Raw genomic sequence first — 23,892 nt, forward strand, 5'->3', positions numbered from 1 at the left:
GTCTTACTTAGACGGGGCCACATAACTGGCTGCGCGTTCACCAACGGAACAATGCCTGGCAGACCATCGATGTAGGTACATTGCAATCTTTTCATGATTCCCTCAGCCAACCCGCTTGGTCGGGTTGTGGTAGAGGTCAGCGAACATGTCAGCCATGGCTTCTTCGCTGGGTTCTTCCTGCATCTGCACGCTCACCGCACGACTGACCAGCTGGTGACGGCGCGGCAAGTGCAGATCGTCCGGAATCCGCGGGCCATCGGTCAGATAGGCAACGGGGAGTTCATGACTGATCGCCAGGCTCAACACCTCACCAAGGCTGGCGGTTTCATCCAGTTTAGTCAGGATGCAGCCGGCCAGCCCGCAACGCTTGTAGCTGTGGTATGCGGCGGTTAGAACCTGTTTCTGGCTGGTGGTTGCCAAGACCAGATAATTTTTTGCCCGGATGCCACGTCCGGCCAGGCTTTCCAGCTGCATGCGCAGGGCCGGGTCGCTGGCTTGCAGGCCGGCGGTGTCGATCAGCACCACACGCTTGCGCAGCAGCGGATCGAGGGCTTGCGCCAGGGACTGGCCCGGGTCGACATGGGTCACCGAGACGTTGAGGATCCGGCCCAGGGTCTTGAGCTGTTCCTGGGCGCCGATGCGGTAGCTGTCCATGCTCACCAGCGCGATGTTCTGCGCGCCGTACTTGAGTACATAACGCGCGGCCAGCTTGGCCAGGGTGGTGGTCTTGCCCATGCCGGCGGGGCCGACCATGGCGATCACACCGCCCTCCTCCAGTGGCTCGACTTCCGGGGTCACGATCATCCGCGCCAGGTGGGCCAGGAGCATGCGCCAGGCCTGGCGGGGTTCGTCGATTTCAGTGATCAGCGCCAGCAGGTCGCGGGCCAGCGGACCGGACAAGCCGATACGCTGCAGGCGCCGCCACAGGTTGGCCTGTTCGGGCCGGCTGCCTTGCAGCTGGCTCCAGGCCAGGGAGCCGAGCTGGACTTCCAGCAGCTCGCGCAGGCCGTTGAGTTCAAAACGCATCGAGTCCAGTGCCCGCTGATCGACAGCCGGTGCGGCGACTACCGGGACCGGGCGCTGGGGCTCGTTGAATGTAGGTTCGATCAGCGGCTCGGCGGCGGTCAGCGGCAGGCCGGCGAACAGCTGGCGATTGGTGCTGGCATCGCCGTCGCCACGCAGGCTCAGCTCGGCCTGGGCGGTGACGATGCGCGACTGAGTCTTGCGCAGTTCGTCCTCGAGCTCCATGTTCGGCACCCGCGGCGCCAGCGCCGATAGCTTGTAATCCAGGGCAGCCGTCAGCTCGACACCGCCGGCGATGCGGCGATTGCCAATGATGGCAGCGTCGGCGCCCAGCTCATCACGAACCAGCTTCATGGCCTGACGCATATCGGCGGCGAAAAAACGCTTAACTTGCATAACCCACTACCTCAGCCGTTGGGCCCTACTGTCGCAACGATGGTCACTTGCTTGTTGTCAGGGATTTCCTGGTACGCCAACACGTGCAAGCCCGGGACCGCCAGGCGTCCGAACCGCGAGAGCATCGCGCGGACCGGACCGGCTACCAGCAGAATCACCGGTTGACCTTGCATTTCCTGGCGCTGCGCGGCTTCGATCAACGAACGCTGCAGCTTCTCAGCCATGCTTGGCTCCAACAGGACACCCTCTTCCGAGCCTTGTCCTGCCTTCTGCAGACTATTGAGCAAAATCTGTTCCAACCTGGGTTCCAAGGTGATCACAGGCAGCTCGGACTCAGTGCCTACAATGCTTTGCACGATGGCGCGCGACAATCCGACACGCACCGCGGCCACCAAAGCGGCAGTATCTTGACTCTTGGCGGCATTGTTCGCGATGGCCTCGGCAATGCTGCGGATATCGCGCACCGGCACCTGTTCGGCCAGCAGCGCCTGCAGCACCTTGAGCAGTTGGGACAACGAAAGCACGCCCGGCACCAGCTCTTCCGCCAGCTTCGGCGAACCCTTGGCCAGCAATTGCAAGAGCTGCTGGACTTCTTCGTGACCGATCAGCTCGCTGGAGTGCTTGTACAGAATCTGGTTGAGGTGGGTGGCGACCACGGTGCTGGCGTCGACCACGGTGTAGCCCAGCGACTGCGCCTGGGCGCGCTGGCTGATCTCGATCCACACCGCCTCCAGGCCGAAGGCCGGATCTTTGGCGTTGATGCCGTTGAGCGTGCCATAGACCTGCCCCGGGTTGATCGCCAGCTCGCGATCCGGGTAAATCTCGGCCTCGGCCAGGATCACCCCCATCAGCGTCAGCCGGTAGGCGCTGGGCGCCAGGTCGAGGTTGTCGCGAATATGCACGGTGGGCATGAGGAAGCCCAGGTCCTGGGACAGCTTCTTGCGCACGCCCTTGATCCGCGCCAGCAATTGCCCACCCTGGTTGCGGTCCACCAGGGGAATCAGGCGGTAACCGACTTCCAGGCCGATCATGTCGATCTGGGTCACGTCGTCCCAGCCCAGCTCCTTGGTTTCCAGGGCGCGGGCCGGCGAAGGCAGCAGTTCCTGCTGGCGCTTGACCTCTTCCAGCGCCTTGACCTTGACCACGTTCTGGCGCTTCCAGAACAGGTATGCGGCGCCGGCCGCCAGGGCCGCCATGCTCAGGAAGGAAAAGTGCGGCATGCCCGGCACCAGGCCCATCACCGCCATCAGGCCAGCGGCGACAGCCAGGGCCCGGGGCGAAGCGAACATCTGCCGGTTGATCTGCTTGCCCATGTCTTCGGAACCGGAAGCACGGGTCACCATGATCGCGGCCGCGGTGGACAGCAGCAGCGATGGCAATTGCGCCACCAAACCGTCACCGATGGTCAGCAAGGCGTAGACCCGGCCGGCATCGCCGAAGGACATGTGGTGCTGGAAGATACCGACCGCCATGCCGCCGATCAGGTTGATGAACAGGATCAGCAGGCCGGCGATGGCGTCACCGCGGACGAACTTGCTGGCACCGTCCATGGAACCGTAGAACTCGGCCTCCTGGGCCACTTCCGAGCGGCGGGCCTTGGCCTGGGCCTGGTCGATCAGGCCGGCGTTGAGGTCGGCGTCGATGGCCATCTGCTTGCCCGGCATCGCATCGAGGGTGAAACGTGCGCTCACCTCGGAAATCCGCCCGGCACCCTTGGTCACCACCACGAAGTTGATGATCATCAGGATCGCGAACACCACGATACCGACCACATAGTTACCGCCGATAACCACCTCGCCGAAGGCCTGGATCACTTTACCGGCGGCGGCGTGACCGTCCTGGCCGTGGAGCATCACCACCCGCGTGGAGGCCACGTTCAGCGCCAGGCGCAATAGGGTCGCCACCAGCAGGATGGTCGGGAACACCGCGAAATCCAGCGGCCGCAGGGCATACACGCAGACCAGCAGCACGACGATCGACAGAGCGATGTTGAAGGTGAAGAACACGTCCAGCAGGAACGGCGGCACCGGCAGCATCATCATGGCCAGCATGACCAGCAGCAACAGCGGCACCCCCAGGTTCCCTCGACTGAGGTCGGCCAGGTTAGTGCGAGCCGTACTGATTAACTGAGAGCGATCCACCGGTATTCCCCGTTCCCTTGAAGCAAACTTTTGACGCCTGGAGGCGGCGCAGGGCGGGTATTGCAAGAAGCCTTCCAACTTTGGCCTGGAAGGCAAACTGATTTATGGCGTTGCGCCATCACCGGCTAACAAGGGTGACTCCAGCGCCATCGACGCCAAGGCGCAGATCAAGAATCGCGACGCAAATCCGGCGGAATCGGCAGATCCTTGAGCGGATCGGGACGCTTGCCCTTGCCAGCCTGGTGCTGGCGAATCTGATAGACATACGCCAGCACCTGGGCCACCGCCAGATAAAGCCCGGCGGGGATTTCCTGCTCCAGCTCGGTGGAGTAGTAGATCGAACGCGCCAGCGCCGGCGACTCCAGCAACAGCACCTCGTTGGCCACGGCGATCTCGCGGATCTTCAGCGCCAGGAAATCGCTGCCCTTGGCCAGCAACACCGGCGCCCCGCCCTTCTCGGCGTCGTACTTGAGCGCCACGGCGTAGTGGGTCGGGTTGGTGATCACCACATCCGCCTCGGGAATCGCCGCCATCATCCGCCGCTGCGACATCTCGCGCTGGACCTGGCGAATCCGCTGCTTGACCTCCGGACGCCCCTCCTGATCCTTGTGCTCGTCACGCACTTCCTGCTTGGTCATCAGCAGCTTCTTGTAGCTCTGGTACAGCTGCACCGGCACGTCCACTGCGGCGATCAGGATCAGCCCGCAAGCCATCCACAAGGTGCTCCAGGCCACCACTTGCACACTGTGGATAATCGCCTGCTCCAGCGGCTCGTGGGCGATCCGCAGCAGGTCGTCGATGTCCGAAGACAGCACCGACAAGGCCACGATCAGGATCACCACGAACTTGGCGAAGGCCTTGAGCAACTCGATCAGCGAAGTCGGGGACACCATGCGCTTCATGCCGCTGAGCGGGTTCATGCGGCTGAACTTGGGCGCCAGGCTCTTGGTGGAAAACAGCCAGCCGCCCAGGGAGATCGGACCGATCAGCGCCGCCAGCACCAGGGGCAGCAGGATCGGCATCGCGGCGATAATCGCGATCTTGCCCGAATGCAGCAGGTACAGGCCCATGGCACCGGGGCTGAGCAGCACCTCGCGCGGCAGGGAGAAGTTCAGGCGCATGATTTCCAGCAGGTCCCGGGCCACTCCCGCGCCGTAGATCAGCAGGCCGGCGGCGCCGATCATGGTGATCGCCAGGGTATTGAGTTCCTTGGAGCGGGCAATCTCGCCCTTTTCCCGGGAGTCCTTCTTGCGTTTCTCCGTGGGGTCTTCTGTCTTGTCCTGACCGCTCTCACTCTCAGCCATGGTTCAACGCGCCTGCGCCAGGTTGCGCAGCAACTGCAAGGCCTCGACGGCCAGCGGTTGGTACTGGTTGAGAATGTCGCCCAGGCTGACCCAGAAAATCACCAGGCCCAGCACCAGGGTCAGCGGAAAGCCGATGGAGAAAATGTTCAACTGCGGCGCCGCGCGGGTCATCACGCCAAAGGCGATGTTCACCACCAGCAACGCGGTGATCGCCGGCAATACCAGCAACAGCGCGGCGCCCAGCACCCAACCCAGCTTGCCGGCGATGTCCCAGAAATGGTTGACCAGCAGCGCGCTGCCCACCGGCAAGGTGGTGAAGCTCTCGGTCAGCACCTCGAAGACCACCAGATGCCCATTCATGCCGAGGAACAGCAAGGTCACCAGCATGGTCAGGAACTGCCCGATCACCGCCGCCGAAACACCGTTGGTGGGGTCGACCATGGACGCGAAGCCCATGCCCATCTGCGTCGAAACAATCTGCCCAGCGATCACGAAAGCCTGAAAGAACAACTGCAGGGAGAAACCGAACAAGGCACCGATGATGATCTGCTCGGCAATCAGCAGCAGCCCGCCGAGATCCAGTGCATTGACCGCCGGCATGGGCGGCAGCCCCGGCACCACCACGACCGTGATGGCCAGGGTGAAATACAGGCGGATACGGGTCGGCACCAGGGTCGTGCCGAAGACCGGCATGGTCATCAACACGGCGCCGATACGAAACAGCGGCAGCATGAAGCTCGCGACCCAGGTGCTGATCTGCGTATCGGTAAGCGCCAGCAGAGACATGATTCAGCCGATCAACTGCGGAATACTGCCGTACAACTGCAGGATGTATTCCATGAAGGTCTGCACCAGCCAGGGACCGGCGACGATCAGCGTCACCAGCATCACCAGCAGGCGCGGCAGGAAGCTCAGGGTCTGTTCGTTGATCTGGGTGGCAGCCTGGAACATCGCCACCAGCAAGCCCACCAGCAGGCTGGGGATCACCAGGATGGCGACCATCATGGTGGTCAGCCACAGCGCTTCGCGAAACAGGTCTACCGCGACTTCAGGCGTCATAACGCGTCACCCGCCAACAAGGTTCTAAACACCACCGAAACTGCCCGCCAGGGTGCCGATGATCAGGGCCCAGCCATCCACCAGCACGAACAGCATGATCTTGAACGGCAGAGAAATGATCAGTGGCGACAGCATCATCATGCCCATGGCCATCAGCACACTGGCGACCACCAGGTCGATGATCAGGAACGGAATGAAGATCATGAAACCGATCTGGAACGCGGTCTTCAGCTCCGAGGTGACGAAGGCCGGCACCAGGATCGTCAGCGGCGCCTGGTCCGGCGTCGCGATATCAGTGCGTTTGGACAGGCGCATGAACAGCTCCAGGTCGCTGCTGCGAGTCTGGGCCAGCATGAAATCCTTGATCGGCACCTGGGCCTTGGCCACCGCGTCCTGGGCGCTGAGCTTCTCCGCCAGGTACGGCTGCAGGGCATCCTGGTTCACCCGGTCGAACACCGGGGCCATGATGAACATCGTCAGGAACAGCGCCATGCCGGTGAGGATCTGGTTCGACGGCGTCTGCTGCAGGCCCAGGGCCTGACGCAGGATCGAGAACACGATGATGATCCGGGTAAAGCTGGTCATCAGCATGACGAACGCCGGAATGAAGCTCAGCGCGGTCATGATCAACAGGATCTGCAGGCTGACCGAGTATTCCTGCTGGCCGTCGGCATTGGTGCCGAGGGTGATCGCCGGGATCGACAACGGGTCGGCCGCCAGCGCCAGCGGCGCCGCCAGCATCAGGGCCAACATCAAGAGGAGGCGCAACGGCATTACTTCTTATCCTTCTGATCCTTGCCCAGCAGCTCCATCAGGCGCTGGGCAAACTCCGGAGTCGCCTGCTCGGTGCTCGGCACCTGCACCGGCTCCTTGAGCACATGCAACGCAGTGATGGTGCCCGGCGTCAGGCCGAGCAGAATCTGTTCGTTGCCAACCTGCACCAGCACCAGCCGGTCCCGCGGGCCAAGCGCCCGCGAACCGATCAGCTCGATGACCTGCCCCTTGCCGGCCGGTCCGGCCTGCTGCACCCGGCGCAACAGCCAGGCGAGGAAGAAGATCAGCCCCACCACCAGCAACAGGCCCAGCACCAGCTGGGTCAGCTGCCCGGCCACGCCGCTGCTGCCAACCGCTGGCGCGGCGGTACCGGCCACCGGCTCGGCGGCCAGGGCCCAGAGCGGCCAGGCCAGGAACAGCGCGAGTGCCTTTCTCACTTAGCGCAGCTTCTTGATGCGTTCGCTCGGGCTGATCACGTCGGTCAGGCGGATGCCGAACTTCTCGTTGACCACCACCACTTCGCCATGGGCGATCAGCGTGCCGTTGACCAGCACGTCCAGCGGCTCGCCGGCCAGGCGATCGAGTTCGATTACCGACCCCTGGTTGAGTTGCAGCAAGTTGCGAATATTGATGTCGGTGCTGCCGACCTCCATGGAGATCGATACCGGGATATCCAGGATCACGTCCAGGTTCGGACCGTCGAGGGTCACCGGCTCGTTGTTCTTCGGCACGCTGCCGAACTCTTCCATCGGCAGGCGATTGGACGCCGGCGCGCTGGCCGCATCGGCCGCCAGCAAGGCATCAATATCGTCTTGCCCGGCGTCGCCGGTTTCCTGCAGGGCAGCCACCCACTCATCAGCCAGGGCCTGGTCTTCTGCGGAAGTCATTTCGTGTTCGTCAGCCATGTTGTCCTCGGCGGGCAAAAAATCATTAACAAAGCGAATTCATAACAACGCCGCTCAACGGCGCTCGATCGGCTCGATCACTTGCAGGGCCAGGTTGCCCTTGTGCGAACCGAGCTTGACCTTGAACGCCGGTACGCCGTTGGCGCGCATGATCATGTCTTCAGGCAGCTCCACCGGGATCACATCCCCTGGCTGCATGTGCAGGATGTCGCGCAGGCGCAACTGCCGGCGGGCGACCGTGGCGCTCAAAGGCACATCCACGTCCAGCACGTCTTCGCGCAGGGCCTTGCTCCAGCGCTCGTCCTGGTCGTCCAGGTCCGACTGGAAGCCGGCGTCGAGCATTTCCCGCACCGGCTCGATCATCGAGTACGGCATGGTCACGTGCAGGTCGCCGCCACCGCCATCGAGCTCGATGTGGAAGGTCGAGACCACGATCGCTTCGCTCGGGCCGACGATGTTGGCCATGGCCGGGTTCACTTCGGAGTTGATGTACTCGAAGTTGACTTCCATGATCGCCTGCCAGGCTTCCTTCAGGTCGACGAAAGCCTGCTCCAGCACCATGCGCACCACGCGCAATTCGGTCGGGGTGAATTCACGACCTTCGATCTTGGCGTGACGACCGTCGCCGCCGAAGAAGTTGTCCACCAGCTTGAACACCAGCTTGGCGTCGAGGATGAACAGCGCGGTACCGCGCAGCGGCTTGATCTTCACCAGGTTGAGGCTGGTCGGCACGTACAGCGAGTGCACGTATTCGCCGAACTTCATCACCTGCACGCCGCCCACCGCCACGTCCGCCGAACGGCGCAGCATGTTGAACATGCTGATACGGGTGTAGCGGGCAAAGCGCTCGTTGATCATCTCCAGGGTCGGCATGCGTCCGCGGACGATGCGATCCTGGCTGGTCAGGTCGTAGCTTTTGACGCTGCCGGGCTCGGCGGCGTGTTCGGTCTGTACCAGACCGTCATCGACGCCATGCAGCAGCGCGTCGATCTCATCCTGGGACAGCAGGTCCTGCACGGCCATGTCGTGTTCCTACTGCAGTACGAAGTTAGTAAAGAGCAACTGCTCGACCACCACTTTGCCGACCTCTTTCTGCGCCACTTCCTGCACGCTGGCGGTGGCCTTCTGACGCAGCATTTCCTGACCGACCGGAGTCGCCAGGGTGTCGAAGCTCTGGCCGGAGAAGAGCATGACCAGATTGTTGCGGATCACCGGCATATGCACTTTCAGCGCGTCCAGATCGGCCTGGTTGCGCGCCAGCAGGGTGATGCTCACCTGCATGTAGCGCTGGCGGCCGTTCTGTGTGTAGTTGGCCACGAAGGCCGGTGCCATGGGCTCATAGATGGCCGCCGGCTTGACGCTGCTGGTCGCCTCGGCCGTCTCGGCAGGCTTGCTCTGGGCACTGCTGTGCATGAAGTACCAGGTCGCCCCGACGGACAAACCGATCGCCAGCAACAAGGCCAGAACAATCAAGAGGATAAGCTTGAGTTTGCCTTTCCCGGCGGGTGTTTTCTCTGCTGCTTCGCTCTTCGCCATGCCAATAATCCGTCACTAATCGGGTTTTCACAGTCGCACGGCAAGGCAAGAGCAAGTGTTATGCCAGATTTGTCTGAACTGAGATGAACTGAAGGGATAGGGGAAGCGCAAAGCAGAAGATCGCCAGCCGCGGAGTCACACGGCTGGCGATCTTCTGTTCAATGACGCCCGAAGCGGGTCAGGCGTAATAGTCGACGGCGCTGCTGCCGATGACCGTGCTGGTGCTGGCGGCGACTTCGGCGACGCTCGGCGGCAACTCTTCATCCACGCCATCCAGACGCCCGCCGCTGGCGCTGGTGCCGTTGCTGCGATGCTGCCCCTGCTGGGCCTGCTCCTGGCCACCCTGCCAGTTGCGCGACTGGTCGGAGACGTTGACGTCCACCTGCCCCATGCCTTGCTGGTGGAACATGTCGCGCAGGCGATGCATCTGCCCTTCGAGGGCCTCGCGCACGCCGACATGGGCACTCATGAAGGCCACCTGGGTCTGCTGGTCCGGCACCATGTTCACGCGAATGTCCAGGCGCCCCAGCTCGGCCGGCTGCAACTGGATCTCGGCCGACTTCAGATTGACGCTGGACAGGTACATGACCCGGTTGACCACTTCTTCGGTCCAGCCGCTCTGATGCATGGCCAGCGGCTGGTTCACCGGGACGGCATTGGCGGTCTTGGGCGTGGCCGCCTGGGTCAGGGCCGCCAGGCGGTTGGCGAAATCGTCGACGCGGGTGTCGCTGGCAGCGCCCTTGAGGTCCTTGAGACCGTCATCGAGCAGGCCGCTGAAGGCCTTTTCGCCGCCCTGCTCGGTGCTGTCCTTGTCCACCTGTAGGTCCAGCATGTTGGCCATGCCGCTGGCGAAGGTCTGGGCCGAAGTCGGTCCGTCATCGGCCACCACGGTCGGCGCCGCCTTACTCTGCGCCTGGCTGGAAGCCGAGACATGGCCGCTCTGCTCCATGGCCAGGCGCACCACCGGCAGCGCATCCAGCGGATCGGCTTCAGGGTCGAATTCCGGATCGACCGGCACCGGCGTCGCAATGCTGGTCACCACCGGTATAACCGGCTGCGTTTGCGGCTGCACTTGCGGCTGTGCCGGAACCGGTGCGGCCGCCACTTCCGGCTCAGGCGCCGGCAACGGCACCGGCTGGGTCGCCTGCATCAGCGCCGGATCGAGGGTCGGGTCGACCGGCGTGCTCTCGGCCAGCGGCTGATCGCTGCTCGCGGCCTGGTCATCGGCGACTTTTTCGCCACTGGCAACAGCCTTGTCGGCAGGCAAGGTTTTGCCGCTATCGGCAACCGCAGGCTCAGGGGCGGCAGTCTTGCCCTTGCCCGGATCCACCTTGGCAGCGCTTTCGCCCCCCTTGTCGCGAGCCGGCTTGATCGGGCCGTCGGCAGCCGCTACCGGCTTGCCGAGTGCCTCCTTGGCGAACACCCGGGCAAAGCTTGCGCCTTTATCCCCGGGCTCGGCGGCGCTGGCCTGGGGGGTGGCGGAAGCCGCTTGAGTCTTGGCCTGGGAAGCGGCCTGAAGAAGCATGTTCGGGGTAAGGGGCATGAAAACGGTCTCCGCTGCACTGGGATCGTAGGTACAGTTGGGAGACTTGAGTGCAAAGGTCGAGCCAGCTTTGCTGGCTCGCGGGAAAAAGCCTGGGTTGCAGCGGTTTTTCAGCAGTGAAAACGCTGGCGTTCCTGCTCGCACAGCTGCCGGACAATAGCGAATTCGCCATCGATCTCGCCGACCAGCTGCTCGATACCGCGCAACGACGAGCCCTGGGCACGCTGCTCCAACTGATGACAGAGCTCGGCCAGGCGAATCGCCCCCATATTGCTGCTGCTGCCCTTGAAGCTATGGGCAGTGGCGACAAGTTGACGGGGGTCGTCGACCTTGTGCAACTGACGCAAACGCTCTTCGGAATCACAGAGGAAGGTGTCGAGCAACAGCGGATACTCATCCTCCATGACTTCCTGCAATGCGTTCAGCACCTCGTGATCCAGATGAATCTCAGACACTTGCTCACTCCTTGATCAAGAATCGGCGAATTATGCCAGAGGCTCCCAAGAAAACTCCACGCAGGCACTACGACCATCGTCAGACCAGCTGGCACGCCGGCTGAGCTGACGGATCAGGCTGACGCCGCGCCCGGAAAGACGGTCGCCATCGACGGGCCGCGCCATTACCCGCCCGACATCGAAACCACTGCCACTGTCCTCGACCCGGATCAGCAAACGACCGCCAGCCCCTTGAGGTTCCACTTGCAGGTGCACCCGCACAAACCCCTCCTCCAAGGCTTCGAGGCGTACCGCGCGCTCCCGGTAATAGCGGGAAAACCCCTGGGCATCGCGCTTGAGACTCGAGTCCAGGCCCAATACGCCATGCTCCAGGGCATTGGAATACAACTCGGCCAGCACACTGTAGAGCGCCCCGCTCTGCGCCCGCAGGCCATGCACTTCCAGCAGCAGCTGCAACAGGTAGGGCAAAGGGTTGAAACGTTTGAGGGTCGCGGCGCGGTACTCGAAACTCACCGACCAGTCCAACGGGCAGGACTGACCGCTGTCGGAGTACACCAGTGCCGGCGGCGTCAGTTGCCGGGCCTCGAGGAGGCTGACCTCGACCATGCTCACGTCGTCCCGCGCATCCCCGCCAAACTCGCTCAGGGCCCGCTGGATCTCCTCGAACAACAGGTCCGGCTCGCGGTTGGCGGCAAACACCCGCTGCAGGCGCTCGACACCGAACAGTTGCTCGTTGGCGTCGCAGGTGTCGATCACCCCATCGGACAACAGAAAAACCCGGTCGCCCAGGGCCATGGGAAAGACTTCGGTGCGGTCGTCGAATGCCTCGGCGCCCAGCACACCCAGCGGCAGATGGTGCGCCACCAGCGGCACCCGCTCCCCGCTTGCCAGGCGATGCAGGTAGCCATCCGGCATGCCGCCGTTCCACACCTCCACCGCCCGCCGCTGGAAACTCAGGCACAGCAGCGTCGCACAACAGAACATGCCGACCGGCAGGATGCGCTTGAGCTTGGCATTCATCTCGCGCAGGGTTTCGGGCAGCCCGTAACCCTTGGCCGTCATACCGTAAAACACCTCGGCCAGGGGCATCGCGCCCACCGCCGCCGGCAAGCCGTGGCCAGTGAAATCCCCCAACAGCACATGCATGTCGCCCGTCGGGGTAAAGGCAGCCAGCAGCAAATCGCCGTTGAACAGCGCGTACGGCGACTGCAGGTAGCGGATATTCGGCGCGTTCAGGCAGCCGGAATGCGCCACCTTGTCGAACACCGCCTTGGCCACCCGCTGCTCGTTGAGCAGGTAGTCATGGTGCTGGGTGATCTGGTCGCGCTGCTGCAGCACGGTTTCCTGCAGGCGCCGCAAGCGATCCATGGCCTTGATCTTGGCGGCCAGGATCACCGGGCTGTAGGGTTTTGCCAGAAAATCGTCGCCACCGGCCTCCAGGCAGCGCGCCAACGCCTCGCTCTGGGTGAGCGAGGTCAGGAAAATGATCGGCACCAGCGCTTCGCCAGCCAGATGCTTGATCTGCCGGGCGGCCTCGAAACCGTCCATCACCGGCATCATCGCGTCCATCAACACCAGGTGCGGGCGCTGCTGGATGAACAGCTCCACCGCCTCGGCGCCGTTACTCGCCGTCAGCACTTTGTGCCCCTGGCGCCGGACGATGCTCGACAGCAACATGCGGTCGCTGGTGCCGTCCTCGGCGATCAGCACGCACAGAGGTGCCTCACTCGACTGCATGTCGATCAACTGATGTCGAACAGCTTGTCGAAATTGGAAATGGCGAGAATCTTGCGCACGTCCGAGTTGCTGTTGATCACTCGCACGTCGGAATCGTCGCCGCCGGCGTGATCGCGCAGCAACAGGAGCATGCCCAGGGCGGAACTGTCGAGGTAGGTGGCGTCTTTCAGGTCCACCACTATGGAGTCGGGCCTTTTGTTGAGGCGCTCGTAGGACTCGCGAAACTCTTGATGACGGCCGAAATCGAAACGCCCCTTGATCGAAATCGTCAGCTTGTGCCCGTCCGGTGAAACTTCAGTAACGACTGACATGATTCGCTTCCTTGTGATTGGCAATCTGTACAAGGTTTAGCACCCCGTACAAGCCTGGGCAACCCGAACCGCCGAAGCGTCGCTGACGAGCGCCTGGCGGCGACGAATGGGGTGGCGCTCAGTACGGATCCTGGCGCGGCAGGCGCTGGGACAGCTCGTCGAGCAGCTTCTGCTCGCGCTTGTCTTCCAGTTGGCGGGCTTCATCGATGTAGCGTTGCACCAGCTTGCGCAAACCCTCGACCCGGGCATAGGCCTGCTGCCAGGCTTCCCGGGCGCGGTTGAGGTTGTTCTGGTGCCAGGCCAGGCTTTGCCGCTGCTGGCCCACGGCGGTTTCCAGCTGATTGAGGAAGTGCTGGTAGTTCATCAGCCACTGGCCGGAAACCCCAGCACTGCCCCGCTCGATCCACTGTTGCTGGTATTCGGCACGAAAGCGTTCCAGGTCCCCCAGCTTGCTTTCCGCCAGGCGCACCTGGCCCTGGAAATGCCCCAGGCGCTGGGCGGCGGTGCGCTCGGCGCTTTCGGCCATGTCGACCACCGGCGCCAGACGCGCGGCACGGCTGTTGGCCATGACGGATTAACCGCCCGGCGCCGGAGCGAAAACCATCTCCAGATGGGCTTCGCTTTCACCCAGGCTGATGCTGTCGTTGAGCCCCTGGCGCAGGTAGGTGACCATCGACGGCTGCAGCGAGATGGCGGCGTCGGTTTCGCGATCGCCGCCCGGTACGTAAGCGCCGACGCTGATCAGGTCGCGCGCCTGTTGGTAACGCGACCACAGCTGCTTGAAATACTGGGCGCGGGTCATGTGATCCGGGGTCACCACCGCCGGCATGACCCGGCTGATGGACGCCTCGATATCGATCGCCGGGTAATGCCCCTCTTCCGCCAGGCGCCGCGACAGCACGATATGCCCGTCGAGCACACCTCGCGCCGAGTCGGCGATCGGGTCCTGCTGGTCGTCGCCTTCGGACAACACGGTATAGAACGCGGTGATCGAGCCGCCACCGGCCTCGGCGTTGCCCGCGCGCTCCACCAGCTTCGGCAGCTTGGCGAAGACCGACGGCGGATAGCCCTTGGTCGCGGGCGGCTCGCCGATGGCCAGGGCGATTTCCCGCTGGGCCTGGGCGAAACGGGTCAGGGAATCCATCAGCAACAGGACGTTCTTGCCCTTGTCGCGAAAATATTCGGCGATACGCGTGCAGTACATGGCCGCGCGCAGGCGCATCAGCGGCGCATCGTCCGCCGGCGACGCCACCACCACGGAGCGCTTGAGCCCCTCCTCACCGAGGATGTGCTCGATGAACTCCTTGACCTCGCGCCCCCGCTCACCGATCAGCCCGACCACGATGATGTCGGCCTCGGTAAAGCGGGTCATCATGCCCAGCAGCACACTCTTGCCCACACCGGTACCGGCGAACAGGCCGAGACGCTGGCCGCGGCCCACCGTCAATAATCCGTTGATGCAGCGAATGCCCACGTCCAGCGGTCGACTGATGGGGTCGCGCTTGAGCGGGTTGATGGTCGGACCGTCCATCGGCACCCAGTCCTCGGCCTTCATCCCGCCCTTGCCGTCCAACGCACGGCCAGCACCGTCGAGGACCCGCCCGAGCATGCTCATGCCCATCGGCAGGCGACCAGTATCGGCCAGCGGCACGACCCGGGCGCCGGGCGCGATGCCGGCGACGCTGCCGACCGGCATCAGGAATACCTTGCTGCCGGAGAAGCCCATCACCTCGGCCTCGACCTGCACCGGGTGATAGCTGTCGTCGTTGATCACCATGCAGCGCGTGCCCATGGCCGCCCGCAGGCCTTCGGCCTCCAGGGTCAGGCCGACCATGCGCAGCAGGCGGCCTTCGAGAATCGGCTGGTTCGGCAGTTCGGTGGCTTCGGCGTAGCTGCTCAGGCGCTTGCCGAAGCTAGTGCGGTCAAGGCGCATCGGCGGGGTCCTGCGCGGGGTCGACAGGGTCGACATCCGCGGCGGGCTTGCCGGTGGCGGCCCCCAGTTCGACGCTCAGGTCCGATTCGGCGGGATGCAAAGCCTGCTCATGAAGCTGGTCGGACAGCTTGTCCATGATCTTGGCGATCCGGGTTTCCATGGTCGCGTCGATCCGGCTGTGCTCGGTCTCGACCCGGCAGCCGCCCGGCAACATGGCTTCGTCCTCGACGATGCGCCAGCTTTCCTCGTGGCGCTCGCGCAGGCTTTTGACCTGGGCGAAATCCTGCGGATTGATGTACAGGCGCACATTGCCCACACCCAGCGGCAGCAACTTGAGGGCTTCGCGCATGACATGCTCGATCTGGCTGGAGTCGATGGCCAGCTCGCGCTGGATCACCTGGCGCGTCATGTGCTGCACCAGGTTGACCAGGGCCTTTTCAATCTGTGTGTCCTGCTCGGCGATGGGGTCGAACAGATTGCCCATCAGCGTTTCCAGCGCCTCCAGCTTGGCGCTCAGGGCCACTTCGGCTTCCTGGCGGACCTTCAGCGTGGTGCTGTGGAAACCTTCCTTTTCGCCCGTGGCGAAGCCTTCGTTATAGGCTTCCTGGCGAATGCTCTCGAGCTCTTCGAGGGTCAGTGGCTGGACTTCTTCCAGCGGCACTTCCTCGATCTGCGCCGGCGGCTCTTCCACCGGTTCCGGCTCGGGCTCGGGGACATGGGGGTCGAAACTGGGCAGCGCCCAGACGTCGAAACCACCGACGTCCCGAGCGCGAATCAGGTCGCTGTGGGATTCATCACTGCTGGACGACATAACGCGACCTTAGATCATTTCTTCGCCGCCCTTCCCGCCGAGAACGATTTCTCCGGCTTCGGCCATACGGCGGGCAATGGTGAGGATTTCCTTCTGCGCGGTTTCCACATCGCTGACGCGCACCGGGCCCTTGGCCTCGAGGTCGTCGCGCAGCAGTTCGGCAGCCCGCTTGGACATGTTCTTGAAGATCTTTTCCTTGACGCCTTCGTCCGACCCCTTGAGGGCCAGGACCAGCACGTCGGAAGACACTTCGCGCAGCAATGCCTGGATGCCGCGGTCGTCGACATCGGCAAGGTTGTTGAACACGAACATGAGGTCTTCGATCTGGCCGGACAGGTCTTCGTCGACTTCGCGGATCGAGTCCATCAACTGGCCTTCGATCGAGCTGTCGAGGAAGTTCATGATGTCGGCAGCGCGCTTGATACCACCCAGGGTGGTACGCGAGGCATTGGAGTTACCAGCGAACTGCTTCTCGAGAATCTGGTTGAGTTCTTTCAGGGCGGCCGGCTGCACGGTATTGAGCGAGGAAACCCGCAGGATGATGTCCAGGCGCGCCTTGTGGTCGAAGTTGCCAAGCACTTCGCCCGCCTGGTCCGGATCGAGGTACGCCACCACGATCGCCTGGATCTGCGGGTGCTCGTAACGGATCACGTCCGCCACGGCGCGCGGTTCCATCCACTTCAGGCTGTCCAGGCCGCTGGTGTTGCCGCCCAGCAGGATGCGGTCGATCAGGCCGTTGGCCTTGTCCTCGCCCAGGGCCTGGGTGAGCATCTTGCGCACATAGTCGTCGGAGCCCACGCCCAGGCTGGTCTGGTCGCCGACGATGTCGACGAACTCGCTCATCACCTGCTCGACCTGCTCGCGATGCACGTTGCCCATCTGCGCCATGGCCACGCCCACTCGCTGGACCTCTTTGGGGCCCATGTGGCGCAGCACCTGCGCGGCGTCGGTGGAACCCAGGGACAGCAGCAGAATCGCAGCCTTGTCGACCCGGGTCAGTTTGGCGGTAGCGGCTCGGTTATCACTCATCTGCGTTAATCCACTCTTTCACGACCTGGGCCACTCGACCCGGGTCTTCTGCCACCAGACTCTTGATTGCGTTCAACTGTGCGTCATAGCCTTCGCTCGGGCTAGGCAGCAGGATGCTTTGCGGGCCGCCGAGGCTGACGCGATCGTTGGCCAGCTCGCCATCCAGGCCGCCCATGCCGCCGAGTTCGACATCGCTGCCCAGACCCGCCAGTTGCTTGCCCTTGCCGCCACCGGTGATGTTGTTGAGCACCGGACGCAACACGCCGAACACCAGGACCAGGATAAACAGCACGCCCAGGACCTGCTTCACGATGTCCCAGAACCAGGGCTGCGAGTAGAACGGAATGTCGGCGATCACCTCGCCGCGATCGGCCGAGAACGGCACGTTGATCACGCTGACGCTGTCGCCACGGCTGACGTCGAAGCCCACGGCGTCCTGCACCAGGCGGGTAAAGCGCGCCAATTCGTCGGCGCTCCACGGCGCACGGCTGGTTTCGCCGTTGGCCGGATTGACCTTGACCTGATCGTCCACCACCACCGCCACCGACAGCCGGTTCAGACGACCCTGCTGTTGCTTGGTGTGGCTGATGGAACGATCCAGCTCGAAGTTCTTGGTGGATTGTTGACGCTTGTCGTTCGGGTACGGCGCCAGCATCGGCTGGCCGGTGGCCGGGTCCATGATCTGCTGGCCGTTGGCGTCCAGCAGCGGCTGGCCTGGCTGCACCATGCCGGCGGCAGCGGTGGCGCCACCGGTGGTCTGCGGTGCGCTGGCCGGCGATGGCGGCTGGTTGCTCAGGGCACCAGGAACACCTTGCGGGCCCAGGCTGCTGGAGCGTTGTTCGTTGACCGACTGCTCGCTGCGCAAGGCCGGCTGGTCCGGGTTGAACTGTTCGGAGGTCGACTCGACGGCACTGAAGTCCACATCGGCGGACACTTCAGCCTTGTAGCGGTCGTTGCCGAGGATCGGCTGCAGGATGTTGTGCACACGCTGGGTCAGCATGCTTTCCATGCGGCGGCTGTAGTCGAATTGCTTGCCGGCCATGGTCAGTTCGGAGTTTTCCGCCTGGTCGGAGAGCAGGTTGCCCTTCTGGTCGACCACGGTAATCTGCGACTTGCTCAGCTCGGGAACGCTGGTCGCCACCAGATTGACGATGGCCACCACCTGGCCCGGCTCCAGCGAACGGCCGGAATACAGCTCGACCAGTACCGAAGCGCTGGGCTTGCGCTCGTCGCGCACGAACACCGAGCTTTTCGGAATCGCCAGGTGCACGCGTGCGCCCTTGACGTTGTTCAGGCTGGAGATGGTCCGCGCCAGCTCGCCTTCCAGGCCGCGACGGTAACGGGTCGCCTCCATGAACTGGCTGGTGCCCAGGCCCTGCTCTTTATCGAGAATCTCGAAACCGATATTGCCGTCGCCCGGAGCCACGCCGGCAGCGGCCAGCTTGAGGCGCGCGCGCGACAGGTCGTCGGCCTTGACCAGCAAGGCACCGGAGTTGGGTTCGACGGTGTAGGGAATGTCGGCGGAGGCCAGGGTGTCCATGACCTGCTTGGCGTCCATGCCGGCAAGGCTGCCGTACAACGGACGGTAATCGGGTTGCTGGGACCACAACACCACGGCAAAACCAATCGCCACGCTGGCAGCCAGACCGACCATGAGGCCAACCTGACGCAACATGGTCATCTCGGAGAGGTTTTCCAGAAAGGACAACCCGAACAGCGGCGGCTTGCCTTCTGTCGGAGTGGCCTTGGCCGGTACGTTATCGGCGACTGCTTCTGCCATGACTCAATCTCGTCCTTAAACCGGCATCTGCATGATGTCTTGGTACGCCTGAACCAGCTTGTTGCGCACCTGGGTCAACGCCTGGAAGGACACACTGGCCTTCTGCGAGGAAATCATCACGTCGGTCAGGTCGACACCGCTCTTGCCGATCTCGAAGGCACTGGCCAGCTGGCTGGAGGCCTGCTGAGTGTCGTTGACCTTGTTCACCGCCTGCCCAAGCATGTCGGAAAAACTGCTGCCGCTCACCTGCGGCACCGCGGCCGATTTTGGCTGGGCCATGGCGTCCATTTGCATGGCCCGCATGTCCAACATCAACCGATTAAATTCAATACCTTGGCTCATGGTCTACTCTCTCCGACGACCCGCAATTTTTTGACACTCACGCAGCGGTTAGTGAGGTGTTAGCAACAAGGGTGCCAGCTCCGCGGCGACACCGAACAAAAGCCTGCATGGCTTCAGCCTTAAACGACTCATGTTGCAAACAGATACGCCTCGACATCCATTCCGGCATCGCGCATTTGCGCCAGCTTGTAGCGCAAGGTTCGCGGGCTGATACCCAGGCGCTCGGCCGCCTCCTTGCGTCGGCCGCGCTCGGTGCGCAAGGTGTCGATGATCATCTGGAACTCCCGACGCCGCAGATCGTCGCCCAAGGCCCCCGCCGACTCGGCTGGCGGCACCTCGGCCTCCACCGGCGCACTGCGCACCGTCGCCACCGTGGCGGGCGCCATGGCAGGCAGCGGCGCACAGGCCAGCGGTCCGCCCAGGCAGAAATCTTCCGGCTGGATCAGGCCGCCCTGCTGCAGGATCAGCGCGCGCTGGATGGCGTTGTCCAGTTCACGCACGTTGCCCGGCCATGGATAACCGAGCAGGCACGCCTGCGCTTCGGCCGACAGCCGCGCGGCAGCGTGTTTCATTTTATTGACGTGCTTGGCCAGCAGACGCTCGGCCAGCGGCAGGATATCGGCGGTACGCTCGCGCAGCGGACGCCAGGCCAGCGGGAATACCGACAGCCGATAGTAAAGGTCTTCCCGGAACCGCCCCGCCGCCACTTCGCCGGCCAGGTCGCGGTTGGTGGTCGCCACCACCCGGATATCCAGGGTGATGGGCTTGCGCGCCCCAACCCGCTCGACTTCGCGCTCCTGCAGCACCCGCAATAGCTTGGCCTGCAGGGCCAGGGGCATTTCGGAAATCTCGTCCAGCAGCAGAGTGCCGCCATCGGCCTGTTCGAACTTGCCGGGCTGGGCGGCGATGGCGCCGGTAAAGGCGCCCTTCTCGTGACCGAACAGCGTGGCTTCGAGCATGTTGTCCGGAATCGCTGCGCAGTTGATGGCGATAAAGGGCTGGCTGGAGCGATGGGACTGCTGGTGAATGTAGCGCGCCAACACCTCTTTGCCGGTGCCGGACTCGCCCGAGATCAACACGGTGGAATCGCTGCGAGCGACCCGCGCCGCCAGTTCGAGCAATTGAGCGCTGGCCGGCTCGAATGCCACCGGTCCTTCGCCCTCGGCAGCCCCAAGGCAACCCAGGGCATGTCGCGCCACCAGATCCAGCAGGGCCTTGGGCTCGAAGGGCTTGACCAGGTAGTCGGCGGCGCCTTGACGCATGGCCTCGACCGCACGCTCGACCGCGCCATGGGCGGTCATCAGCAATACCGGCAATTGCGGCTGGCGCGCACGCAGCACGCCCAGCAACTGATGACCGTCCATGCCCGGCATGTTGACGTCGCTGACCACCAGGCTGAATGACTCGCCAGACGCCGCCTCCAGCGCTTCCTCCGCACTGCCGACCGCCTTGTAGTCATGACCGGCCAACAGCAGCGTATCCGCCAGGGCTTCGCGCAGGGCGCGATCGTCTTCAACCAGTAGAACCTTGATTGCCATTACCTTCACTCCACTCCTTGAGCGCCGCAGAACAGTGGCAGAACCACCAGCGCACATGTACCGCGCCCAGGACGCGAGCGCAGCAGCAATTCTCCCTGGTGGGCACGCGCCACCGCCTTGACGACTGTCAGCCCCAGGCCGGTTCCCGTGGTCTTGGTGGTGAAAAACGGCTCCCCCAAACGCGCCAGTACCGCAGCGTCGATACCGCTACCGCTATCGCTGACGCACAACCGCAAGCTGTTGCCACGGGTATAAAGATGGACTTTCAGGCGCACCTGGCCGGCACTGGCCTGGATCGCGTTCTCGATCAGGTTGAGCACCGCCCCCACCAGCGTGTCGCGGCTGCACAGCAACTCGCCCGCATGGCTGTCGCACTGCCAGCGCACGGGCACGTCCTGCACATGGGTCAGGGCCGCCGCCTGCAGCGACTGCAACAACGCCTTGGGCGTCACGCGATCGGTCAGCGGCAACTCGCCCCGGGCAAACACCAGCATGTCGCGGACCTGATGCTCCAGCTCATGCAACCGCTCCTTCAGCCGCCCGGCAAAGCGCTGCTGGGTGGCGACAGGCAGTGCCTGCTCGGTTAGGTGACTGGCATACAGCAGTGCGGCGGACAGCGGCGTACGAATCTGATGCGCCAGGGACGCCACCATGCGTCCCAGGGACGACAGGCGCTCATGGCGGGCCAGTTGATCTTGCAGGTGACGGGTTTCAGTCAGGTCGTTGAGCAGCACCAATTGGCCCGGCTCGGCATCCAGCGAACGGGTGGCGATCGACAGCCGCCGCCCATCCTTCAACGAGATCTCATGGCCGTCGTCTTCCCGTGGCGCGAAACAACGGGCGATGACATGCCGCCAGAGCTCGCCCTCGAGAGGCAGGCCCAGCAGGTCGCAAGCGGCAGGATTGGCTTCGCGGACAATGCCCTGGGCGTCGATGACAATGACGCCGCCAGGCAGCAGATCGAGGAGATTTTGCAGACGGTTGGCCAGACGCTCTTTTTCCGCCAGCTCCTGCATGCGCTGGGCGCTGACCACGGCCAGTTCACCCTTGAGCTCGGTCACCCGAGCCTCAAGCATGCTGTAGGAGTCGGTAAGCTGGCTCGACATCTGGCTGAACAAGGCGAACGCCTGCTCAAGGCCAAGCCGGCTTGCCTGCTCTACGGACGACGTTTGCCCCTGGCTTTCAGGAACAGGAGACATCTGGGCGGCTTGGGGCATCGTGCTCTCTCGCGTGGCTGACCGTCAGTTAAACGGAACGTTGAGAGAGACTTAGCAATACCCGTGCCGGAAAAAAACCGCCCGGTTTTCAATAGGTTAAAAAACAGGCGTCAATCATCCGCCTGTTCATCACCCTCGCGACGGCTCATGCCGTACTTGCGCATTTTTTCCACCAGCGTGGTGCGGCGGATACGCAGGCGCTCCGCAGCCCGCGCGACAATGCCATTGGCGTCGTCGAGCGCCTGCTGGATCAGACCCTGCTCCAGACCACCGAGGTAGTCCTTCAGGTCCAGGCCTTCCGGCGGCAGCATGGCGGTGGCGGCGAAGTCCGGCGTATGACCATTGATCGCCACCCGCTCTTCCAGATCACTGCGCAGGCTGTCCACCAACTGCTCGTCTTCGTCGTCGACATAGCGGAATTTCTTCGGCAATTCGACCACGCCGATAACGCCGTAGGGATGCATGATCGCCATGCGCTCCACCAGGTTGGCCAACTCGCGGACGTTGCCCGGCCAGCCATGGCGGCAGAGCGACATGATCGCCGCGGAGTTGAAGCGGATCGAACCGCGCTTCTCATGCTCCATGCGCGAGATCAGCTCGTTCATCAGCAGCGGAATGTCTTCCACCCGCTCACGCAGCGGCGCCATCTCGATCGGGAACACGTTCAGGCGGTAGTACAGGTCTTCGCGGAAACTGCCGACCTCAATCATGCTCTCGAGGTTCTTGTGAGTCGCGGCGATAATCCGCACATCGACGCTCTGGGTCTTGTTGCTGCCCACGCGCTCGAAGGTACGCTCCTGCAGCACGCGCAACAGCTTGACCTGCATCGGCAGCGGCATATCGCCGATTTCGTCGAGGAACAGGGTGCCGCCGTTGGCCAGCTCGAAACGCCCGGCACGGCTGGTGATGGCCCCGGTGAAGGCGCCCTTCTCATGGCCGAACAGTTCGCTCTCCAGCAACTCGGCCGGAATCGCACCACAGTTGACGGGCACGAACGGCGCTTCGCGACGCTTGGAGTGATAGTGCAGGTTACGCGCCACCACTTCCTTGCCAGTCCCGGACTCGCCGAGGATCAGCACGCTGGCGTCGGTATCGGCCACTTGCTGCATCATCTGCCGGACATGCTGGATCGCCCGGCTGGTGCCGACCAGACTGCGAAAGAGGTTGGGTTCGCGATGGCGACCGCGCTCACGGGCCTGATCGTACATCTCACGATAGACCTGGGCGCGATGCAGAGAATCGAGCAACTTGCTGTAGCTGGGTGGCATTTCCAGGGTGGAAAGCACTCGACGACGCTGGTCTTCCGGCAAGTCAATGGAAGAATTATCGCCCATTAACAAAACTGGAAGGAACTCATCCCAGGTTGAGAGTGTCTTTAACAGGCCCAAAAGTGCACCAGGAGCATTTACAGTCCCGATGAGGACACAGATTACTTCACGACTGGATGACAATGAGCCGACAGCCTGCTGCCAGTCATGGCTACCGCAGGGTAAATTTTCTTCGCCAAGAAAATTTAAAATCACCGCCAGGTCGCGGCGGCGGACGCTATCGTCATCAATCAGCAGAATTTTGGTTTCACGCCACATGCAATAGCAACTTCCCTAGTCAACTCAATGCCCGGAATCAGGGCAAGCTAGACGCTTGTAGGCATTTTGAGCCTGATAGACGTCTGAAATCTGAAAACAGCCACTAGTTAAGTCAAAAAAGCGTGCACAGTCAAATTTATGGCGCACTGGATTCGGATTAACTTAGGGGTTAATTAACCGAACAGATGGTAAACCTTTGCCGCGTTCTGTGCTTGATGGATCTGCGACATCTCGTCGACTATCGCCTGACGCTCCCCTGTCGTCACCTCAAGAAGCTGCCGATAAACCCCCAACAGCTCCTGTAAATTCTCGCGCAACGCGGCTTCATCTTCCGGAGCTTCACTCAAGATGTCTTCCATGCAGGAACGGCAGGCCAGATCCAATTGGCCGATCGCTTCCCAGTTACGCTCGGCCAGGGCGGCAACCAGTGCTTCACGGGTTTCTTCGATGCGCTGCAATACAAGACTCATGG

General features: G+C 63.1%; 24 protein-coding genes. All 24 read right to left on the bottom strand.

Going from position 1 to position 23,892, the window contains the following annotated elements; all coding sequences use genetic code 11:
• Positions 1–102 precede the first annotated feature (102 nt).
• Entirely contained in the window at positions 103–1,419 is a 1,317-nt protein-coding gene (gene flhF, locus J4E58_RS05495; RefSeq protein ID WP_087088867.1) for a flagellar biosynthesis protein FlhF, read from the bottom strand.
• Positions 1,420–1,430: 11 nt separating this feature from the next.
• The gene (flhA, locus tag J4E58_RS05500) at positions 1,431–3,560 is read right to left on the bottom strand and encodes a flagellar biosynthesis protein FlhA (RefSeq protein WP_037033952.1); all 2,130 of its coding nucleotides are present in this window, start codon (positions 3,558–3,560) and stop codon (positions 1,431–1,433) included.
• A gap of 167 nt (positions 3,561–3,727) precedes the next feature.
• Complete coding sequence (gene flhB / locus J4E58_RS05505; RefSeq protein WP_087088869.1) at positions 3,728–4,864, bottom strand: flagellar biosynthesis protein FlhB; 1,137 nt, start codon at positions 4,862–4,864, stop codon at positions 3,728–3,730.
• A 3-nt stretch (positions 4,865–4,867) separates the two neighbouring features.
• On the bottom strand, positions 4,868–5,650 hold the full coding sequence (gene fliR, locus J4E58_RS05510) for a flagellar biosynthetic protein FliR (protein ID WP_087088871.1): 783 nt from the start codon (positions 5,648–5,650) through the stop codon (positions 4,868–4,870).
• Positions 5,651–5,653: 3 nt separating this feature from the next.
• A complete protein-coding gene (gene fliQ / locus J4E58_RS05515) occupies positions 5,654–5,923 on the bottom strand; it encodes a flagellar biosynthesis protein FliQ (protein WP_003184009.1) in 270 nt (89 codons plus the stop codon).
• Between the two features lie 24 nt (positions 5,924–5,947).
• Positions 5,948–6,697 (bottom strand): flagellar type III secretion system pore protein FliP, encoded by a 750-nt coding sequence (fliP, locus tag J4E58_RS05520; protein ID WP_007922525.1) that lies wholly within the window; start codon positions 6,695–6,697, stop codon positions 5,948–5,950.
• Positions 6,697–7,134, bottom strand: a complete 438-nt coding sequence (fliO, locus tag J4E58_RS05525; RefSeq protein ID WP_087088873.1) for a flagellar biosynthetic protein FliO — start codon at positions 7,132–7,134, stop codon at positions 6,697–6,699. The genes fliP and fliO overlap by 1 nt, the downstream gene beginning before the upstream one ends.
• Positions 7,135–7,602, bottom strand: coding sequence for a flagellar motor switch protein FliN (gene fliN / locus J4E58_RS05530; protein ID WP_087089317.1), 468 nt, complete (start codon positions 7,600–7,602; stop codon positions 7,135–7,137).
• A gap of 54 nt (positions 7,603–7,656) precedes the next feature.
• The gene (gene fliM, locus J4E58_RS05535) at positions 7,657–8,625 is read right to left on the bottom strand and encodes a flagellar motor switch protein FliM (protein WP_009042741.1); all 969 of its coding nucleotides are present in this window, start codon (positions 8,623–8,625) and stop codon (positions 7,657–7,659) included.
• 9 nt (positions 8,626–8,634) lie between these two features.
• On the bottom strand, positions 8,635–9,138 hold the full coding sequence (gene fliL / locus J4E58_RS05540; protein WP_053277964.1) for a flagellar basal body-associated protein FliL: 504 nt from the start codon (positions 9,136–9,138) through the stop codon (positions 8,635–8,637).
• A gap of 178 nt (positions 9,139–9,316) precedes the next feature.
• On the bottom strand, positions 9,317–10,681 hold the full coding sequence (locus J4E58_RS05545; RefSeq protein WP_087088875.1) for a flagellar hook-length control protein FliK: 1,365 nt from the start codon (positions 10,679–10,681) through the stop codon (positions 9,317–9,319).
• Between the two features lie 110 nt (positions 10,682–10,791).
• Positions 10,792–11,136: an Hpt domain-containing protein gene (locus J4E58_RS05550; RefSeq protein WP_007922619.1), complete on the bottom strand. Its 345-nt coding sequence runs from the start codon at positions 11,134–11,136 to the stop codon at positions 10,792–10,794.
• Positions 11,137–11,166: 30 nt separating this feature from the next.
• Positions 11,167–12,873 carry a fused response regulator/phosphatase gene (locus J4E58_RS05555; protein ID WP_087088877.1) on the bottom strand — a complete coding sequence of 569 codons (1,707 nt, stop codon included), beginning with the start codon at positions 12,871–12,873 and terminating at the stop codon, positions 11,167–11,169.
• Positions 12,874–12,878: 5 nt separating this feature from the next.
• Positions 12,879–13,184: an STAS domain-containing protein gene (locus tag J4E58_RS05560; RefSeq protein ID WP_007922622.1), complete on the bottom strand. Its 306-nt coding sequence runs from the start codon at positions 13,182–13,184 to the stop codon at positions 12,879–12,881.
• A gap of 118 nt (positions 13,185–13,302) precedes the next feature.
• The gene (gene fliJ / locus J4E58_RS05565) at positions 13,303–13,752 is read right to left on the bottom strand and encodes a flagellar export protein FliJ (RefSeq protein WP_053260124.1); all 450 of its coding nucleotides are present in this window, start codon (positions 13,750–13,752) and stop codon (positions 13,303–13,305) included.
• A gap of 6 nt (positions 13,753–13,758) precedes the next feature.
• Positions 13,759–15,117, bottom strand: coding sequence for a flagellar protein export ATPase FliI (gene fliI, locus J4E58_RS05570; RefSeq protein ID WP_053260123.1), 1,359 nt, complete (start codon positions 15,115–15,117; stop codon positions 13,759–13,761).
• Positions 15,107–15,928, bottom strand: a complete 822-nt coding sequence (gene fliH / locus J4E58_RS05575; RefSeq protein ID WP_087088879.1) for a flagellar assembly protein FliH — start codon at positions 15,926–15,928, stop codon at positions 15,107–15,109. Before fliH ends, fliI begins: the two co-directional genes overlap by 11 nt.
• Before the next feature lie 9 nt (positions 15,929–15,937).
• On the bottom strand, positions 15,938–16,957 hold the full coding sequence (gene fliG / locus J4E58_RS05580) for a flagellar motor switch protein FliG (protein ID WP_007922630.1): 1,020 nt from the start codon (positions 16,955–16,957) through the stop codon (positions 15,938–15,940).
• Entirely contained in the window at positions 16,950–18,737 is a 1,788-nt protein-coding gene (gene fliF, locus J4E58_RS05585) for a flagellar basal-body MS-ring/collar protein FliF (protein WP_087088881.1), read from the bottom strand. Before fliF ends, fliG begins: the two co-directional genes overlap by 8 nt.
• A gap of 15 nt (positions 18,738–18,752) precedes the next feature.
• Positions 18,753–19,079, bottom strand: a complete 327-nt coding sequence (fliE, locus tag J4E58_RS05590; protein WP_007922633.1) for a flagellar hook-basal body complex protein FliE — start codon at positions 19,077–19,079, stop codon at positions 18,753–18,755.
• A 128-nt stretch (positions 19,080–19,207) separates the two neighbouring features.
• Complete coding sequence (gene fleR, locus J4E58_RS05595; protein WP_087088882.1) at positions 19,208–20,617, bottom strand: sigma-54-dependent response regulator transcription factor FleR; 1,410 nt, start codon at positions 20,615–20,617, stop codon at positions 19,208–19,210.
• Positions 20,618–20,622: 5 nt separating this feature from the next.
• Complete coding sequence (locus J4E58_RS05600; RefSeq protein ID WP_087088884.1) at positions 20,623–21,834, bottom strand: PAS domain-containing sensor histidine kinase; 1,212 nt, start codon at positions 21,832–21,834, stop codon at positions 20,623–20,625.
• 110 nt (positions 21,835–21,944) lie between these two features.
• Complete coding sequence (locus J4E58_RS05605) at positions 21,945–23,420, bottom strand: sigma-54 dependent transcriptional regulator (protein ID WP_007922638.1); 1,476 nt, start codon at positions 23,418–23,420, stop codon at positions 21,945–21,947.
• A gap of 173 nt (positions 23,421–23,593) precedes the next feature.
• Entirely contained in the window at positions 23,594–23,890 is a 297-nt protein-coding gene (gene fliT, locus J4E58_RS05610; RefSeq protein WP_007922640.1) for a flagellar protein FliT, read from the bottom strand.
• Between the last annotated feature and the right edge of the window lie 2 nt (positions 23,891–23,892).

It is taken from the genome of Pseudomonas sp. FW305-25, assembly GCF_017351415.1.
GTDB lineage: Bacteria > Pseudomonadota > Gammaproteobacteria > Pseudomonadales > Pseudomonadaceae > Aquipseudomonas > Aquipseudomonas chlororaphis.